Here is an 18,181-nt window from a genome sequence, read left to right as displayed (position 1 = left end):
CATGAATTTTCGCGGTAAGACCATCCTCATCACCGGCGGCTCACGGGGCATTGGCCGCGCCATCGCCCTCGAACTGGCTGCCCGCAGTGCCAACATTGCTTTCACCTACCACAGTCGGGTGGAAGCCGCCCGGGCCGTCGAGCAGGAACTTCAGGCCTTGGGTGTCGAAGCCCAGGCCTACCAGGCGGATGCCGCTGACTTTGAAGCCGCCCAAGCCGTTGTCAGACAGGTACGGGAACGCTTTGGCGCTCTCCACGGGTTGGTCAACAATGCCGGCATGACCCGCGACAAGCTGCTCATCATGATGAAGGAAGACGACTGGGATGCCGTTCTCGACACCAATCTCAAAAGTGTCTTCAACCTGTCCAAAGCGGTGGTTGCGCTCCTGCTCAAACAAAAGCAGGGCGGTTCCATCCTGAACATCAGCTCCATCAGTGGCGTGATCGGTATGGCCGGCCAGACGAACTACTCCGCTGCCAAGGCCGGAATGATCGGTTTTACCAAGGCATTGGCCAAGGAAGTCGCCAGCCGGGGCATTACGGTCAATGCTCTTGCGCCGGGTCTTATTGAAACGGAGATGACGGAAGGGCTGTCGGCTGAGTATCGCGCCAAACTGCTTGAAACCATCCCCCTTGGACGGTTTGGGACGGCAACGGAAATTGCCCGCATCGCCGCCTTTCTGCTTTCGGAAGATGCCCGCTACATCACCGGACAGGTTCTTTGTGCCGACGGTGGTCTCGTCATGTGAAGCTGTCAGGACAGGAGAAAGTGCTGATGCCTGCGCCCGATCTCTCCAGTCTCGAAAAAATCCAGGCCGAGCTGCGCCGTTATGAACATCCGCTGCTGGAATTCGGGGCCGTAGAGCATCCCGGTGGCGTTCAGGTCAGCATCTCGCTCAAGGTGGCGGATATTCTGGAGCCCTACGCCTTTGTCATTCCACACCGTGATCTCCAGGACCCACGCTATGGATGGCGGTTTCAGAACCTGCTGTTCAACTACATCCACGACTACATGATTGAAACCTTCACCCACACGCCACACCACATCGGGACTTAGGTAAAGCACGGGGGTAAAGCACGGGCGCAAACGCAGGCCCCGTAGCGGCCCCGGTCGCTACAGGCATCACAGCGTTAGATTCAGCATAAACCAGAATGCACACCAACACTGGTCATGATGCCGGTTGCCAGGGACTGGACGATTGTCCGGTGTACATCCTTGCAGGCGGGCAGAGTCGGCGTATGGAGTGGCCAAAGGCTTTGCTGCCTTTCCCCGATGTCCCACTGCTGCTGGTTTTGGTTGATCGTCTGCGGGTGGCTTCCCGTTGTGTGTATGTCGTGTGTTCGCCGGTTGGTTTCTCGGCCGCCTCTGATGCTGTTCAGATAACGTTATCAGACTATTGTTTCAACGGGAACGTCCTGGTTGACCCCATCCCTAATGGCGGCCCGCTCGGCGGGGTGGCCTGCGCCGTCGAACATACCCGCCAGCTCGGACGCCCGCGCTGTCTCGTCATCCCGTGTGATATGCCGTTCCTGACAACGACCTTCCTGGCACGGCTCGCCAGCACCCACCGCACGGCCCCGGCGGTCATCCCCCTCACGGCCGACGGAAAACCAACCGGCGTCTGCGCCGCCTATAACGTTGCCATTCTGCCGGCCCTGTCCGCTTTCCTGCGCCAGGGCGGCCGGCGCGTCCGGGATTTCCTCCAGACCATCCCCGCCGCGCCACTCCCCTTCCCGGACTACGCCGACCTGCCCAATGCCGACCGGTTGCTCTATAACCTCAACACGCCCGCTGACTACCGCCAAGCCCTGCTCTGGCATCAGGAAGCCCGGCTGGAAAATTCGTTATCAGACGAAAGTTCCAGCCAGCCGCGCCAACAGTTTCCCAAAATCCGTCTCGACCATCAGTAAATCCCGGCAGTCTGGCGTCAGAAATCCCTCCTGCACGGCCCGGTCGAGAAAGCCCAGCAGCCCATCATAGTAACCGGCCACATTGAGCAGTCCCACCGGCTTGCTGTGATAACCAAGCTGCCGCCAGGTCCAGATTTCAAACAACTCATCCAGCGTGCCAATCCCGCCCGGCAAAGCCACAAACGCATCAGACAGCTCCATCATGCGCGCCTTCCGCTCGTGCATCGTCCGCGTGACGTACATTTCCGTCACCTCACGGTAGGCCACCTCACGCTCCAGCAGCCGCTCCGGGATGACCCCGATAACCCGTCCCCCGGCAGCCAGCGCCGCCTCCGCCACCACGCCCATCAGGCCCACGTGCCCGCCGCCATAGACGACCTCGATGCCCTGCTGTGCCAGCCGCTCCCCAACCGACCAGGCCACCTCCCGATAGGCGGTTGCCTGCCCGGTTTGCGACCCACAATAGACACAAACCCGCTTCAGTTGCCCCGGCCCGTTCAAGCCTCCCTTCCTCCCTCTCCGGCTTGCTGTTTTTCCTGCTTTTTTTCTTGCTTTACCTGCCGTGCCTGCCGTCCCTGTTGTCTGGCACCCTCTTTACGTTATCAGACGAAGGTATCAATCCTGCGATGCCCCCTCAGCAATCCACACCTGCCGTAAAAAGGCGTAACTCCCCGACAACTCCAGCGTAATCCCCTGCACCCGCTCGTGGGCAATCGCCACGTTGTTCGGATACCACAGAAAAATCTGCGGCACGTCGCTCACCACCTGCTTCTGCACCAGCCCGTACAACCGCCGCTGCGCAGCCTTGTCCGTGGTCGCCGCCGCCGCCCGCAGCCAGCCATCCACTTCCGCCGACCGATAGCGCGCCCGGTTTGCCCCCTCGCTGTAGCCCTTTGCCTTTGTCGGAATCCGGGACGACTCGTAGAAGTAACTCAGAAAATCCACACTCTGGTTGGCCCCGACGTTGATGAGATAAAACATCTGGAAATTGCCCGCGATGGTGTCCTGCAAAAACGTCTGAAACTCAAACGAGCGCAGGGACAACTCCACCCCCACCCGCTTGAGCTGTTCCTGCAACACCGCCGCCACCTGCCGCGACAACTCCGCCGACGAGGTCTTCAGCTCCAACCGCAACGGCTGTCCCGGGCCATACCCCGCTTCCGCCAGCAGCCGCCGGGCTTCTTCCGGGTCGTAGCGCGGTGGTGGCAGGTCTTCCGGGTAGGCCCACTGCTCCGGCGGCAACGGCCCGGCCGCCGGCCGCGCCATCCCCCGCAACACCGTGCGGATGATCGTCTCCCGGTCAATGGCCAGCGCCAGCGCCCGCCGTACCCGCACGTCCGCCAGCCGGGCGTCCTCGCAGTTCAGTCCCAGATAGGCGATGTTCGTCCCCTTCGCCTGCACCAGCTTCAGCCCCGGCGTCTTTCCCAACGCCTGGTTGGTGCTGTACGCCAGATCGGCATTCACCGCCAACTGCACCGTCCCCTTGCGCAACTCCAGTTCGCGGGTCATGGCATCGGGAATGAAGCGAATCTGAAGCCGCTTCAGCCGGGGCGCGCCCTTGAAGTACGCCGGATTGGCCTCCAGCCAGATGTCGTGGTTCTCCCGGTAGGCCACGACCCGGAACGGCCCCGTCCCGACCGGCCGCTGGGCCGCTTCCTCCGGCGACGTGCCCTTCGGCACAATCCCCACTGCCACCAGACTGCCCAGCATGGGCAGGTTCGGCGTCCGGCAGCGAAACACAACCGTCCGCTCATCCGGGGCCTCGATGGCCTCCACCAGCGCAAAGTCCCCCTTCTTGGGCGAGTTGAACGTCGGCGCGCACATGCTCTCGAAGGTGTATTTCACGTCCTCGGCCGTCAGCGGCCGGCCGTCGTGAAAAAACACCCCGGGCCGCAGCCGGAAGGTGAACACCCGCCCATCCGGTGAAATGGTGAAGTCCGCCAACTCCGGGACAATGTCAAGCTGCTCGTTCTTGTTGACCAGCGTATCGAAGATGATCTGGTGCAGGCGTGCCGAAACGGCATCATTCCCCACCCGTGGGTCCAGGGTCTTCGGCGGCTTCTCAACCGCCATCACCAGCGTATCGGCCGCCAGCACCACCGGACGCCGACACCCGCCGGGCCAGACCATCAACCCAATCGCCACCAGAACCCAGCCCAGTTTCCAGGACCAGCACCGGCGCGTTCGTTCATGCCAGGGCATAACGGTAATAGTTGGCGTAGTTGTAAAAATCCTCCCGCAGCCCCCGCCCAAGCTGCCCCATCACCCCGGCCAACTCCTTCTGCAGGGCAAAGGCAGAAAACTCCACGAAGTTCAGCACCCAGGCCGACGTATAGACCATCCCCAACTTGCGCGGTACGGCTTCCCAGATGTTCGGATGCAGCTTCTGCATCTGCAACATCAGCTTCACAAAATCCCCCCACGCCATCCGGTCCTGGAACAGTCCCGTCCGTACCGACGGCGGCAACTGATGCAGCGCCTCCATGACGATGTTGAGCAACTCGTTGACGGCCTTCGGGTCCTCCCCCTCATCGGCCACCATGTAGCGCGTAAACGCCGCCATAATCGCCACGCCCGGCTCGTAGGCGTTGATGAGCCGCAACGACGCCTCATCCAGATGCTGCCCCTTGAGCGCCAAGTCAATCAGATGCGTGATCCGCCGCAGGTTCCGCACCAGCGAACCAAAACCGCAAAACGTCAACGGCGAATTCAACGATGCCGCATCTCCCAGCAGCAACACCCGGTGCGCCGCCGTCCGCTTCTGCGGCCCCAGACCCACGTGGTGCAGCCCCGGAATGTACCCGAACACCGGCCGCCGAAATGCAAACCCCGCTCCGGGCCGCTTGTACTGGGGCAACGTCTCAAAGTACGTCTCAAACAACGCCAGCAACGACAGCCGCCCGATGTCTGCCACCGGCGCGTAGTGAAACAGGTAGGTCGTAAACTCCCCGTCCTGCCCGGCGAACCCTTCCCACAGCAACTGCCGCCCGTCCTGCGCATGCCCGGTCGTCACCAGGATTTCCCCGACCCGCGCATTGACTTCATCCGCCGCCGAACCGGTCGCAAAGCCCGTGGCAATCGTCCCGACCGTCGGACACAGATAGCTCACCGTCTCCCGTGGGTTGAGCTGCCGGGCAATCGGCGACAGCGTCCCCATCGTGTCAATGAACAACTGCCCCCGAAATGCCAGCCGGCCCGCTTCAGCCTGCCGGACGACGACGGTCACGCCCTCTGCCTCAACCTGCACCTGCTCCAGCGTCGCCTGGTCCAGACACCGGCTGCCCCCGGCCGCCAGCAACTTCTGCCGGCACTGCGCCAGCAGCCGGTCCGACGACACCGCCAGCGTCAATACGTCGTCAAACCACAGCGGCGCGGCCGCGATCGGGCAGTCCTCCGCATGGAACTTGACAAACCCGCCGTCATACTCGGCCGTAATGAAGGCTTCCATCTCGGACGGCGTAAACAACCCGGCCTCGCTCAGCCGCTGCAGCTCACCCCGTGAAATGTTCCAGTCCCGATGGGTTCTCCCCACCCAGTGCCGGTCAAACACGAGCACCCGCCAGCCATAGTGCGCCGCCAGCGTCGCGCCCACAATCAGGCCAAAACAGCCGCCGGCCACAATGACATCAAAGGTCTCACTGACCGCCGACTGCGGCCCGGAAGCTGCGCCAAAAACAACCATGGGCTGGGGCGTCGCCAGCAGACGATGCCGGTGCAGGTCGAGCTCGACCAATCGCTCAAACCAGACTTCCCCTTCCGGCATACCGCAAAACGCAGCATAGGTGCGGGGATAGGCTTCACGAATGGCAGCCGAGCCAAGCTGGGGTAACGCATTGAACGAACTCATGGGAAGGTCAGCCGCAAGCCAGGAAAGATGAAATGGTGAGGAACCGCACAGGCGGCGTCACTGTATCGCACCTGCCCCAAAAACGAAACACACACCCACGTTTCCCGCGCCCACACCGCCGCCATGATACGATTTGTCCTGATTCATCGCGTTCCATCACCGGATACCATCCCCTTGCCGCCTGCTGAGGAACCGCCATGCGCGTTTCATCCAGCCTGCTCATTGCCTGCCTGCTGGGATGCCTGGCATGGCCTCTGGTCAGCCCTGGCCAGGCTCCGCCCAAGCGCCCGACCACTGAACCACCGGCCACCCCACCGGCAGCCCCGGTCCCCCCTGAAGCCACGGCGCTGCTCCGCGGCCAGGTCATCGAGGGCAACCTCGCCAGTGGAGAAACCCGCCACTACCAGGTGTCCCTCGCCGCCGGCGAGTTTGCCGTCGTCATGGTCGGACAGGTTGGTGTGGAGTTACACGTCGCCGTCGCCGGCGATGACGGCCGCCGCCTTGAACAATTGGCCGGCTGGAACGGAATCTCCCGCGCCCGTCCCGTACTTCTGCTGGCCGACACGGCCACCACCTGCCGCATCACCATTACCAACCATGAACGCCAGGCCGGCGCGTTCTTCGTCCACCTCACCACCCACCGCCCGGCCGCGGACGTGGACCGGCAACGCTTCACCGCCTTTGAAACCCTCCAGTCCGCCCAGCGCACCCGTCAGAAAAACACCAAAGCCGCCCTGGAAAGCGCCGTCGAACAGCTCCACCAGGCCCTGACCGCCTACCAGGCGGCCAACGATGCCGACGGCGAAGCCGAAACCCTCGTCACCCTGGGCCTCGTCTATGACAATCTGGGCCAGACCCGGCGGGCCATCGAGTGCTACGAACGCACCCTCCCCCTCCGCCGCGCCAGTGGCGAGCCGGCCGGATTGATGCAGGTTTTCAACAATCTGGCCCGCGCCTATGACCAGTCCGGCGAAAAACGCCGCGCCGTGGACTACTACCGGCAAGCCGTCGCCCAGGCCGATGCCCTGCGGGATCACAAGAGCGGCAGCATCCTGCGCACCAACCTCGGCTATACCCTCGACATCCTGGGCGAAAAGCAGGAAGCCCTCGACCTGCTCGAACAGGCCGTTGCCATGGCCCGCCAGGCCTCCAATGCCGCCATCGAAGCCAATGCCATCAACAACCAGGGACTCGTCTATGAATCCCTCGGCCTGCTGCCGCGCGCCCAGGAACGCCTTGAACGGGCCATCAGCCTCTACCGGCAGCTCAACGACCGGCGCTCCCTCGCCGTGGCCCTCACCAACCTGGCGCGTGTCCACTCCAAAGCCGGCCGGCTTGAACCAGCCCGGCTCGCCCTTGAAGAAGCCCTCCCCCTGCGCCGGGAAACCGGCGACAGGCGCGGTGAAGCCAATACCCTCACCGGACTCGGCAACCTCAGCGTTGCGCAGGACAAGCCCGAACCCGGCCAACGCTACTTTGAACAGGCCCTTGTGCTGCGCCGCGAAACCGGCGACAAGCGCGGCGAAGGCGTGACCCTCGCCTCGCTCGCCGCCACCTTCACCCGGCTTGGACAGCCGGCCACGGCGCAAACCCACTACGAACAGGCCCTCGCCCTTTTCCAGGCGGTCGGCGACCGGACGGGCGAGGCCAACATCCTCTACCAACTGGCCCGCCTGCACCGCCAGGCCCAGGACTTCCCCGCGGCCTGCGCCCGCATTGAACCCGCCATCGCCATCGTGGAAAACCTGCGCACCAAAGTCGCCAGCCGGGAACTGCGCAGCGCCTACTTTGCCTCGGTCCGGGAGTACTACAACCTCTACATTGACATCCTCATGCAGCTCCACCGGCAGCAGCCGGATGCCGGACTCGATGCCCAGGCCCTGCACGTCTCGGAACGCGCCCGCGCCCGCAGCCTGCTCGACCTGCTGGCCGAAGCCAATGTCTCCATCCGCCAGGGCATTGACCCCGAACTCCAGAACCGCGAACGCCAGCTTCAATCCCGCCTGGCCGCCGCTGCCGACCGCCTGACCATCCTGCTCGTCCGCCAGGCGCCGGAGCCTGAACGCCAGGCCATGCGGGAGGAAATCGCCAGTCTTTCAGAGGAATTTGACCGTACCCGCCGGGAAATTCGCGCGCGCCACCCCCACTACGCCGCTCTGACCCAACCCACCCCGCCCACCGCTGCCGAACTCCAGCAACGGCTCCTCGACGCCAACACGGTGCTTCTGGTCTATCACCTGGGCGAGTTCCACAGCTACGCCTGGGTGCTGACCCCGGACCGCCTGACCAGTTTTGAACTCCTCCCCGGCAACACGATCAATGCGGCCGCCCGCCTGTTCTGGCAGGCATGTCAGCAGCCCACCCATGACCCCACCGCCGACGGCGAAGCCCTGGCGCAGCTCGTCCTCGCCCCACTTGCCCATCACCTCACCGGCCAGCGCCTGGTGATCATTGCAGACGAAGGTTTGCACTACGTCCCCTTTGCGGCCCTGCCCGACCCGCGCCACCCCGGACGCCTGCTCGTCGAACGCCACGACCTCATCCACATTCCGTCGGCGACGGCGCTGCTGGCCCAGTTCCAGCGCACGGCGGAGCGCCCTGCCCCGAAAGGCGAACTCGCCATCCTGGCCGACCCGGTGTTTGACGTGGACGACCCACGCCTCCCTGACCATGCTCCGGCCACCACGGCCCACATGAATGAAACCCGTGAAATTGGGCTGAAAGTTGCCCAGTCCAGACTCGAACAGGCGGCCCAGCACGTCGGACTGATAGCTGACGCCAAGGTGCCGGACGCAGCCGCCCTGACCATTCCCCGCCTGCCCGGCACCCGCCGCGAAGCCGACGCCATCCTCGCCCTGGTGCCCAAATCCAGACGCCGGTGCCTGACGGGCTTCGAGGCCAACCGCGAGAACTTTCTCACCGGCGACCTCGCCCGGTACCGCATTCTCCACATTGCCTCCCACGGCCTGGTGGACAACGAGCGCCCGGAGCTTTCTAGCCTCCTTGTGTCACGGTTTGACGCCACGGGACAGCCGCGCGAAGGTGTCGTCGGACTGCCGGACATCTTCAACCTGCAACTGTCCGCCGAACTCGTCGTCCTGAGCGCATGCAAAACCGGACTGGGCACGTTTGTCCGCGGCGAAGGGCTGGTCGGGCTGACCCGTGGCTTCATGTACGCCGGCGCGTCCCAGATTGTCGTCAGCCTGTGGAGCATCAGCGACCAGTCCACGGCGCGGCTGATGACCCACTTCTACCGCGCCCTGCTTCGGGACAAACGCCCCCCGGCCGCCGCCCTGCGCCAGGCGCAACTGGACATGCGGCGCGAATCCCGGTACCGCCATCCCTTTTTCTGGGCCCCTTTTCAGGTCCATGGCCAGTGGGCGCCCGCCAACTCACCCGCCAACTCAGACTGAACATCCCACGGCACGCCTGGAGGAAAACGCGCATGGACTCTCCCACCCCCGCCCCTCTGCTCTGGGTTCTCAACAACGACCTGCCGCCCTATGCCGTCGAAGTCACCCGCTTTCCCTTCACCATGGGACGGCACAGCAGCCATCACCTGCCGCTGCGGCATGCAGCCGTCTCCCGCCACCACGCGGAAATCGTCCGCTCAGAGACTGGCGACATCCAGCTCCGCGACCTCCACAGCAGCAGCGGCACGCTGGTCAACGGCGAGCCGGTGTCCGAAGCCACCCTGGCCGACGGGGACGAGATCACGCTGGGCAAAGTCGGCGGCATCCGCCTGCTCTACCTGAAGCAACCGGCGCTGACCCCCTTACTGCTGCTCTACCCGGAGCAGGGACAGGTGCAGCATCTCACGCTGGGCGAAGGCAGGTTCACCATCGGGCGCAATGCCGATTGCAGCCTCATGCTCAAAAGCGCGAGCGTTTCCCGCTACCATGCCGAAATCATCCAGCAGCCCGATGGCAGCTACCAGATACGCGACCTCAACAGCATTGGCGGCACGTTCGTCAACGGGCAATCCATCCGCGAAGTTACTCTCAACAGTGGCGACACCATCGTCGTCTCCCGCCCGGCGGCCACGCGGCTCAGATTCGTCAGTGCCTGTCAGCCCAAGACGGTTTTCGGCGCCGATGACACCCTGACCGAAGAAACCGCCCCGGATACGACGCTGGTGCTGGACGAGCGCCAGACACGCTTTCTCAACCCGGAACTCATGGCGACCGCCGCCAACCTCAATGCCAGGATGCTGCGGCGGCTGACCAGCCTCTGTGACATCACCCACCAGCTCATGGCCCAGTCCAGTGTACCGGCGCTGGCCGAAGCCTGGTTGACGGCGCTCTTTGCCGCTCTGCCGCTCGATTACGGCATCGTTCTGGTTGGCAACCGCCGGACCCAGCAACTCGAAGTCGCCGGAACACGCGGGCAGGGGCGTCCGAGCCGGAGTATCCTGGCCCGGGTACAGCGCGACCGGGTCGGCTGCCTGAGCAGCGATGTGCGGTCCGACGAACGCTTTGCCACCACCCAGAGCCTGGCCCTGGCGGGCACCCGCGCCATTCTCGCCGTCCCCATTGCTTCGGGAAAGCACTTCTGGGGGGTAGGCTACTTTTCCAACGAACACCATCCGGGCGCTTTTGAAAGTGAAGACCTGGAATTCGTCATGGCCACGGCCCGTACGGCCGGGTTGATGCTGGACAACCTCCATCTCATCCGCGAACTCCGCGCCACCCAGGACCTGCTCGTACAGGCCGACCGGCTGGCGACGATGGGCAAGATGTGCGCCTCGATTTCCCACGAACTGCGCAACCGGCTTGCCCTCATCAGCGGCGTCGAACTCATCAGCCTGAAGTACCCCCATGACCCGGATGTGCTGCGGCTGACCGACCTTGCCCTGCACGGACAGCGCCGGGCCCTGGAGCTGGTTGAGGAAATCCGGCTCTTCGCCCGCAATGCCCCGGCCCAGTATGCCTTCGAGCACCGCGCCCTCCGCCCCATGCTCGAACGGCTCCTGTCGCTCATCTGCGTGGATACCGAACTCAAACAGCGCACCGTCACGTTCCAGGTGCAGGCCGACCCACACGCCGTCGTCAACGAGGCCAAGATCGAGCAGGTCCTCATCAACCTCATCCGTAACGCCGTGGATGCCACGCCGCCCGGCAGCGGCGCCATAGACATCACCCTTGGGCTGGAACAGGGCATGGCGACCATTCACGTCACTGACAACGGGCATGGCATCCCGCCTGACCTCCTGCCGCGTATCTGGGAGCCGTTCTTCACCACCAAAGGCGAACACGGCACGGGTCTGGGGCTGGAAATCTGCCGCCGGATTGTCGAGGCCCACCACGGCAGCCTGCGCTGCACCAGCCAGGTTGGCGTCGGCACCTGCTTCACCATTCTGCTGCCGGCCGTTTCCCCCCAACCGCAGCCCGGTACGCCCCAGTCCACCGGGCGACTGGTCGGCGAACCGCGCCCGGCGCAACCGGCCGGCGTCTGACGCCATTCCCCAAAGGAGGTTTTTCCAGGGAGGTGTATGACTGTGTTCGCCCTGATACTCTTCCTCACCTCATGGCTGACGCCAGTCCACCTGTCGGCGGTACTTCCCCAGCAACCGGTTCAGCCGCCGGCCCAGCAACCGGCACCGACGGCGCTGCTCCCCGGTACAACCCTTGAGCAGAACGTCACCGGCGCGGAACCCCACACCTACACCGTCCCTCTTGACCAATATGACTTTCTGCACCTGGTCGTCGGGCAGCATGGGGTTGATGTCACGCTCAGACTCCTCGGACCCGACGGCAGTCTGGTCATGGAACAGGACAGCCCGAACGGCCCCCTGGGGCCGGAAGAACTGCTGTTTCTGGCTCCTGCCAGCAGGGTTTACCGGCTGGTCATTGTCCCCTTCGCCCAGGCTCCCTTCGCCCATGGCAAAACCGGGGGGCGGTACGTTCTGCAGGTTCTGACGCGGCGCCCGGCAGACGGGCACGAACGAAAAGAAGCCCCCAACCTGTGGCGCGCCCAGGAAGCCACCACCCTGGCAACCCGGGCCGGACAGTTGTGCGCAACAGGTGCCTATGCCGAGGCCCTCCCACTGGCGCGGGAGGCGCTTGCCATCCGGGAAGCCGTCTATGGGCCGGAACATCGTTCTGTCGCCGACGCCCTCGAAACCACGGGGCTCATCTGCTATCACCTGACTGACTACGCCCAGGCCACCGCCCTGTACCGCCGGGCTACCGCCATCCGCGACAAAGCCCTCGCCCCGGAACATCCTGACCTCCGGCGGAGTCTCAACAGCCTGGGAAAATCCCTGCAAAAACAGGGCCATTTCACCGAAGCCGAAGCCTGTTACCAGCGCGCCCTGCTCCATGGCGGGCGGCTTCCCGCCGATACCCAAACCATCCGCACCCTGACCTACCTGGCTGACCTCCACCAGGAGCGGGGGCAATACCCGGCGGCCGAACGTTTTTACCAGCGCGCCATTGCCATGGGTACGGCCATACCGGAAACAAGTTCACTCACCCTGGCCCGTGTCTTCAACAGCCTGGCCCTGCTTCAACTGGAGCAGGGCAACCTCTCCTCAGCCGAAGTCAATTTCCAGCATGCGCTGGACATCTACGAAAAGGGCTTTGAAGTCGTCCCACCCTATGTCGCTCTCCTGCTCAACAACCTGGCGGAAACGCTCCGCAGGCGCGGCGACGATAACCGCGCCGAGCCGCTCTACCAACGCGCCATCGCCACCTTTGAAGCCAAGGTCGGCGGAAACTCACCCCACGTCGCCGATTTCCTCAGCAACCTTGCAGTTATCATCCTGAGACGCAAGGACTACGCCACGGCCGAAGCGACCTTCCGCCGCGCTCTGGCCATTTATGAATCCACCCTTGGCAACCAGCACCCGCTCTACGCCACCTGTCTCACCAACCTTGCCGAAACGTTCCGCCTTCAGGGACGTTTCAGCGAAGCCGAAACGCTTTACCGCCAGGCCGGCGCCATTGTTGAAAAGTCTCTCGGCAGCGCCCACCCCGCCTTTGCCAAAACCCTGATGAACCTGGGCTGGGTGCGAGGCCAGCAGAAAGACTATGCCGCTGCTGACCAGCTCTTCCATCAGGCGCTGCACATCCAGACCGAAGCCTACGGCCCCAACCACCCCGATGTCATCCAGACCCTGAACAACCTCACCCTCCTCGCCCAGCAACAGAACCTGCCCCGCCAGGCCCTCGCCTTCCAGACCCAGGCCAATGCCGCCCGCGAACACCTCCTGACCATCAACCTCGTCACCGGCTCCGAACGCCAGAAGTTCCTCTACCTCAAGCTGGCCGACGAAGAAACCCACCGCACCCTCACCCTTCACCTCCACAACCTCCCCCGGGACAGAGACGCCGCCCGCGCCGCCCTGACTGTCATTCTCCAGCGCAAGGGCCGCGCCTTGGACGCCATGACCGATGTCCTCGCCCTCCTCCGCCAACAGGGCACCCCCGAAGACCTCCGCCGCCTCGACGAACTGACCACCCTCAAAGGCCAAATCGCCGTCCTGACCCAGCGTGGACCCGACCGCACCCTATCCGCAGCCGCCCACCGCGCCGAACTCAAAGCCCTCCAGGAACAGGCCGACAATCTGGAAGCCGACCTCAGCCGCCGCAGCCTCCAGTACCGCGCCCGCTTTGCCCCCGTCACCCTGGAAGCCGTCCGGAACGCCATCCCGCCCGATGCCGCCCTGCTTGAGTATGCCGTCTATTCCCCCGTTGACCCCACCACCGGGCTGCCCCAGCCGACACGCTACGCCGTCTATGCCCTCAAAGCCGACGGCACCCTCCGCTGGGCCGACCTCGGCGAAGCCGTCCCCATTGACACGACCATCCGGGAATTTCGCCAGGCGCTGTCCACCCCGACCCGGCAGACCACCACCGTCCGGCGTGCCGGCGCGCGCCTTGCCGCACAGGTCATCGCCCCCATCGCCCCGGCGCTGACCGGTGTCCGGCATCTGCTGCTCTCCCCTGACGGTCAGCTCAACCTCATCCCCTTTGAAGCCCTCCCGGACCGGCACGGGCAGTATCTGCTGGAGCAGTTTGCCCTCACCTACCTCACCAGCGGCCGCGACCTGCTTGCCTTTCAGGAAAACCGCGAAGCCAGCCCGCACCCGCCGGTCGTCTTTGCTGCGCCGGAGTATGGGAATGGCAAGCAACTCTCCCTCGCCGGAAACACGCTCCCGGCCCTGTCTCCTCTCACTGGCACGGCGGCTGAAGCTGCAACCATCCAGCGCCTCTTCCCCGATGCCCTCGTCCAAACCCGGGCTGCCGCCACGGGCGACCGCCTGCTGACCGTGAATCGTCCCCGGTTTCTGCACCTCGCCACCCACGGCACATTTCTGGAAGCGGTCCCCCAGACGGCCCGGACCACACCGGAGGACCTGACAACCCGCGCCATCGGACTTCCCCAGCCGCTCAATCCCGACCAGGTGCGCCGCGACAGCCCGCTCCTGCGTGCGTACCTGTTCTTTGCCGGCGCCAACCAGGCCGCCCCAAAAAGCGCCCTGACCGCCCTCGAAGCCGCCCAGCTCAACCTCTGGGGCACGCGCCTCGTCGTCCTGTCCGCCTGCCAGACCGGCGTCGGCGAGGTCCGCAATGGCGAAGGCGTCTATGGACTGCGCCGGGCCTTTGTCCTCACCGGCGCCCAGACCCAGGTGATGTCCCTGTGGTCGGTTTCCGACCGGGCCACCCAGATGCTGATGGAAAACTTCTATGCCCGCCTCAAACGCGGTGAACCCCGGGGTGAAGCCCTGCGTCAGGCGCAAATTGCGCTGCGGCGGCAGACACGCTACGCGCACCCGTTTTACTGGGCGAGCTTCATCCTGACCGGCGACTGGCGCGCCATGTGAGTGCCATCCAGGCTTGTCCGCTGACAACGACGGCTGGCAAAGCTGCTTTTCGTGGAAGCGCCAACTATGGTGCAACCGGGCGCACCGCCCCAGGCGGAAGCGCCTGTACCCCGCTCGACAAAAAACGCTGCCTCCGGGACAACGCCGCCGGCAGCGTGTCGTTTTCCCGTACCTGTGCCGGCATCGGCACGCCATCCTCCCCCCCGGCTTCGTCCGCCCGGAGGTAGCCCAGCCGGAACTCCATCTGCGACCCGGTGAGTGGTGCCATTTCTGATTCCGAAAAGCAGAAATCAAACGGTGTGTGCGCCTTGAGCGGCAGCTCGAAATAAACGCTTTCGGTCTGCCGTTCACCCGGCTTGAGTACCGAAACGCGCGGCAACACCGGCACGTAGGTCGGCGGACAGTCCGGCGGCGGCAAAAAGGCTTTCTGGCTCAGCTCCACCACCCCGGCGGGGCGTTGTTCGACGTAACCCAGCGTTGAACGCGCATTTGCGTGTCCCCGGTTGCACACATAGCAGGGAACCGCGGCCTGATTTTCCAACGTGTAGGTCACAACCAGATGATCACACGGATAGGTGATGCCGTCGTGAACCCCTGCCTTCAACACGTGGCCCCGCAGATCACAACGCAGCCCATCCTGCTCGACATGCACGACAAACAACGATTCCATGGCAGTGGTTTCCCGGACAGCCCTCTTTTCGTTATGGCGTGGAGTTTGGGAAGGCAGCGGCGTTTTCTCCCAACAACCCAGCCACAACACCACCACCAGCCCCCCGATCAGTCGTCCCCACATAAGGTCGCCATCAACATCAGTCCCAAAAAAGCGAAAGACTCCCGGACCGAAACCTTCGGCGGGAGTCTTCCAGAGTAGCGGTTGTATCCCCGGAGCGTAAAGCGGCTCAGAAACCGGAGAGCCGGGCCAGCATGTAGCTCCGCCGCAACTGGAGGTTCATTTCCTCCCGGATGCCGTTCTCTGTCAGCGCGTAGGGATGGTTGGCATTGTCAAGCTGTTCGGGCGTCCGGGGATCGTTGTCATGGTCGAGCGGCACACCGACGGCCACCCGCTCCAAGTTCGGCACGCGCCCACGGTCGGCCGTATCCACGCCCTGGTACGTGCCGGGGCGCAGCGTCCCGTGCGTGTAGTCATAGGCATGCGCCATTTCGTGATACAGCACCACGGACGGCGGCGTATAGGCAGCCGTGCCATCGGCAAACTCAAAAGTCGGCGCAAAGGTCGGGTTGTAACCAATGGTGGCATTGGTCGGCGTGCCACGGCGTCCGGTGGCCGGATCGAGAAAGGGATTGGAGCCGCGTGAGCGCGAAGCAAAGCCGTTGTCCTCGGTGATTTCCTCAATCGTCACCGTGACGCGATCCCGCTGCCGCGCCGCATCAAAGCTGGCCAGCATCTGCCGTCCCGCCGGCGATGAGCGAAGCATTTCCAGATCGTCCATCACGCGCTGCCGGAACTCATCCGAACCACGCACGATCACCCCCAAACCGCCCGGATTGCCCGTCAGCTCCACCGTCACCACCTGGTTGCGGCTGCCGCGCGGTGCCGTCCGTACCGTGTCCTCCGCCTGCACATACAGCTTGTTGCTGCCACTGCCGCCGCTGATGTCATCTTTCCCCTGCCCGGCATAGATGGCATCGTCCCCAGCGCCGCCAAACAGCCGATCATCGCCCAGCCCGCCGGAAATGACATCATTGCCTTCACCGCCGTATATGGTGTCGTTGCCTTCGCCGCCTTCCAGGTAGTCATTGCCGGCATTGCCATAAATGAGGTCATTGCCCCGGCCGCCATAGATCGTGTCGTTGCCGTCACCGCCCTGGAGCGTGTCGTTGCCATCGCCGCCATAGATATAGTCGTTGCCGGCACCCCCATTGATGCGGTCATTGCCCGCACCACCATCAATCCGGTCGTGGCCGCTGCCGCCGGTGATGACATCATCGCCATCGCCGCCGAAGAGCCGCAGGTTGACCGTCACGCCCGGGTCAACCTGAATCACATCGTTCCCCGCCCCGGCCCGAATCACGAGGTTGTTGCGATCATTTCCGGTGAACGTCCGCGACTCGCCGTTGACCGACACAGTCACATCGCCCGTGCGTGCATCCTGCGTCACCCGAATCTGGTCGTCGCCGGCTCCGGTATCAATGACCACCTGGCCGTTGACGCGGGTCACGGTCGCTTCCCGTGAAAAGCCACTCGTGGCCACTGCCGTTGACGGCTGACCCGTGACCTGTTGCCCCGTGGCCTGCGCCAGATGCGCCTTGAGGTTCTGCCCAAGGGCTTGCAGATCGTTGAGTTTGCCAAAGCTGACCGGTGTGGATGCCGACGGCTGGGCGACCGCCGAACGCAAATCCAGCTTGTGGGGAATGGACGTGGTGGATGCCGGGTTGACCGATGGCGTTGATTTGGCTGCGACTCGCATGGCTTTCAGATGGTGCCTCCGAAACAAAGGTGGATGTCAAAAGCTCGTCTCACCTTCAGTCATCGGTAACCTCCCTGAAACGTTGCCATCCGGCGTCAAAATTTTTTCCAATTTTCTCCAGGCCACTCCCTTCAGCCCGCTGAAGCCAGCGGACAGCCGGCGCCATCCCCCGTCATTTCGTTATCAGAACCATGTCGCAAACCTGCCCCACTCCGTTCTCCCCCATCCACAGGCTATCGCCCCCAAGCCCCCCATCAACAACAGCCACCACAGCCCAAAAAAGCCGGGAGGGCAATCGACCCACAGTGGCCGATTGCCCTCCCGATGCCAATCCACCCAGAAACTGCCCGGCTGAAGCCTCGCCAGCCGGACGGCGGCTGTCACCAGTCAAAACCAGAGGCCCACAACCAAAGGCGCGCCCCCATTATGGCCCGGGGTTGCCTTCTTCCGCCTCCGTCACCACCCGGTTCGCCAACAGGCGCACATCCACCCGGCGGTTGCGCTGAAGTTCCTCCGGCGTCCGGGCGTTGTCGTTGATCTTGCCCGCCCCGATGTACTCAATCCGCCACGGCTCAATCTTGTGCACGTTGTACAGGTACAGCTTGACGGACTTGGCCCGGTTTTCGGTCAGAGTCAGATTCTTCGCTTCGCTGCCACGCCGGTCGGCAAAACCGGAAAGCTCAATCCGAATGCCCCGGCGCGACTTGGCCGCTTCCGCCAGCGCATCCAGCTCCGCCTTGGCTTCCGGGCTGAGGTCATACCGGTTGGTCTGGAAGTACACCGACACCGTTCGCACTTCAATGAAGTCGTCAACGGCACGTGCCGTCTCGGTCAACCGCGTGTTCGTACGCTCGACACCCAGTTGGGCCTCCTCGGCCTTGCGCTCGGCCGCCTGCGCACGGGTGTTGGCTTCCTCGGCCCGGGCGCTGACCGTATCAATCCGCGCCGACAGGCGGGTGTCCAGGTCCCGAATCGCCGAAGTGTTGCGCGCCACAGACTGCTCCAACTCCTCCGTACGCCCTTCAAGCGGGGCAACCCGCTCGTCAATCGTCGTGCGAACATACTTTTTGGTGGCACAAGCTGGGCCAAAAACCACGGCCGCGGCAGCTAGCATGCATAGCCATCCCCATCTCCTTGTCATGCGTCACTCCTTCGAGAAAGTCGTGGA

General features: G+C 64.0%; 12 protein-coding genes. 6 read left to right on the top strand and 6 right to left on the bottom strand.

Annotated features, from left to right (window positions below):
- Nucleotide 1: 1 nt before the first annotated feature.
- From fabG to mobA, 3 genes are all read left to right on the top strand, one after another.
- Complete coding sequence (gene fabG / locus J8C05_RS05945; protein WP_246840663.1) at nt 2-748, top strand: 3-oxoacyl-[acyl-carrier-protein] reductase; 747 nt, start codon at nt 2-4, stop codon at nt 746-748.
- 26 nt (nt 749-774) lie between these two features.
- Entirely contained in the window at nt 775-1,056 is a 282-nt protein-coding gene (locus tag J8C05_RS05940) for a hypothetical protein (RefSeq protein ID WP_211421363.1), read from the top strand.
- 95 nt (nt 1,057-1,151) lie between these two features.
- Nucleotides 1,152-1,910: a molybdenum cofactor guanylyltransferase gene (mobA, locus tag J8C05_RS05935; protein WP_281503749.1), complete on the top strand. Its 759-nt coding sequence runs from the start codon at nt 1,152-1,154 to the stop codon at nt 1,908-1,910.
- Here mobA and J8C05_RS05930 read toward each other — a convergent pair.
- The 3 genes from J8C05_RS05930 to J8C05_RS05920 form a co-directional block, all read right to left on the bottom strand.
- Entirely contained in the window at nt 1,848-2,411 is a 564-nt protein-coding gene (locus J8C05_RS05930; protein WP_459543820.1) for an LOG family protein, read from the bottom strand. The genes mobA and J8C05_RS05930 overlap by 63 nt on opposite strands.
- Nucleotides 2,412-2,525: 114 nt before the next feature.
- Nucleotides 2,526-4,112: an ABC transporter substrate-binding protein gene (locus tag J8C05_RS05925; protein ID WP_211421361.1), complete on the bottom strand. Its 1,587-nt coding sequence runs from the start codon at nt 4,110-4,112 to the stop codon at nt 2,526-2,528.
- Complete coding sequence (locus J8C05_RS05920) at nt 4,099-5,757, bottom strand: FAD-dependent oxidoreductase (protein WP_211421360.1); 1,659 nt, start codon at nt 5,755-5,757, stop codon at nt 4,099-4,101. Before J8C05_RS05920 ends, J8C05_RS05925 begins: the two co-directional genes overlap by 14 nt.
- Nucleotides 5,758-5,954: 197 nt before the next feature.
- Here J8C05_RS05920 and J8C05_RS05915 point away from each other — a divergent pair, with 197 nt between their 5' ends.
- Genes J8C05_RS05915 through J8C05_RS05905 form a run of 3 tightly spaced genes read left to right on the top strand, consistent with a single transcriptional unit; the run spans nt 5,955 to nt 14,584 of the window.
- Complete coding sequence (locus tag J8C05_RS05915; protein ID WP_211421359.1) at nt 5,955-9,170, top strand: CHAT domain-containing tetratricopeptide repeat protein; 3,216 nt, start codon at nt 5,955-5,957, stop codon at nt 9,168-9,170.
- Nucleotides 9,171-9,202: 32 nt separating this feature from the next.
- Nucleotides 9,203-11,212 carry an FHA domain-containing protein gene (locus J8C05_RS05910; protein WP_211421358.1) on the top strand — a complete coding sequence of 670 codons (2,010 nt, stop codon included), beginning with the start codon at nt 9,203-9,205 and terminating at the stop codon, nt 11,210-11,212.
- Between the two features lie 36 nt (nt 11,213-11,248).
- Nucleotides 11,249-14,584: a CHAT domain-containing tetratricopeptide repeat protein gene (locus J8C05_RS05905; protein WP_211421357.1), complete on the top strand. Its 3,336-nt coding sequence runs from the start codon at nt 11,249-11,251 to the stop codon at nt 14,582-14,584.
- Nucleotides 14,585-14,648: 64 nt separating this feature from the next.
- Here the strand turns inward: J8C05_RS05905 and J8C05_RS05900 are convergent, their stop codons facing one another.
- From J8C05_RS05900 to J8C05_RS05890, 3 genes are all read right to left on the bottom strand, one after another.
- Entirely contained in the window at nt 14,649-15,254 is a 606-nt protein-coding gene (locus J8C05_RS05900; protein WP_211421356.1) for a hypothetical protein, read from the bottom strand.
- Between the two features lie 229 nt (nt 15,255-15,483).
- Nucleotides 15,484-17,013, bottom strand: coding sequence for a M91 family zinc metallopeptidase (locus tag J8C05_RS05895; protein WP_211421355.1), 1,530 nt, complete (start codon nt 17,011-17,013; stop codon nt 15,484-15,486).
- 424 nt (nt 17,014-17,437) lie between these two features.
- Nucleotides 17,438-18,127 (bottom strand): OmpA family protein, encoded by a 690-nt coding sequence (locus J8C05_RS05890; protein ID WP_211421354.1) that lies wholly within the window; start codon nt 18,125-18,127, stop codon nt 17,438-17,440.
- Nucleotides 18,128-18,181 lie beyond the last annotated feature (54 nt).

It is taken from the genome of Chloracidobacterium sp. N (assembly GCF_018304765.1).
In the GTDB taxonomy this organism is placed as follows: Bacteria; Acidobacteriota; Blastocatellia; order Chloracidobacteriales; family Chloracidobacteriaceae; genus Chloracidobacterium; species Chloracidobacterium aggregatum.
Note: the sequence above shows the minus strand (reverse complement) of the source record. Positions and strands in the feature narration are given on the sequence as shown.

Coding starts and splice junctions, on each gene's coding strand:
- fabG (WP_246840663.1), top strand. CDS start 2: ATGAATTTTCGCGGTAAGACCATCCTCATCACCGGCGGCTCACGGGGC.
- J8C05_RS05940 (WP_211421363.1), top strand. CDS start 775: ATGCCTGCGCCCGATCTCTCCAGTCTCGAAAAAATCCAGGCCGAGCTG.
- mobA (WP_281503749.1), top strand. CDS start 1,152: ATGCACACCAACACTGGTCATGATGCCGGTTGCCAGGGACTGGACGAT.
- J8C05_RS05925 (WP_211421361.1), bottom strand. CDS start 4,112: ATGCCCTGGCATGAACGAACGCGCCGGTGCTGGTCCTGGAAACTGGGC.
- J8C05_RS05920 (WP_211421360.1), bottom strand. CDS start 5,757: ATGAGTTCGTTCAATGCGTTACCCCAGCTTGGCTCGGCTGCCATTCGT.
- J8C05_RS05915 (WP_211421359.1), top strand. CDS start 5,955: ATGCGCGTTTCATCCAGCCTGCTCATTGCCTGCCTGCTGGGATGCCTG.
- J8C05_RS05910 (WP_211421358.1), top strand. CDS start 9,203: ATGGACTCTCCCACCCCCGCCCCTCTGCTCTGGGTTCTCAACAACGAC.
- J8C05_RS05905 (WP_211421357.1), top strand. CDS start 11,249: ATGACTGTGTTCGCCCTGATACTCTTCCTCACCTCATGGCTGACGCCA.
- J8C05_RS05900 (WP_211421356.1), bottom strand. CDS start 15,254: ATGGAATCGTTGTTTGTCGTGCATGTCGAGCAGGATGGGCTGCGTTGT.
- J8C05_RS05895 (WP_211421355.1), bottom strand. CDS start 17,013: ATGCGAGTCGCAGCCAAATCAACGCCATCGGTCAACCCGGCATCCACC.
- J8C05_RS05890 (WP_211421354.1), bottom strand. CDS start 18,127: ATGCTAGCTGCCGCGGCCGTGGTTTTTGGCCCAGCTTGTGCCACCAAA.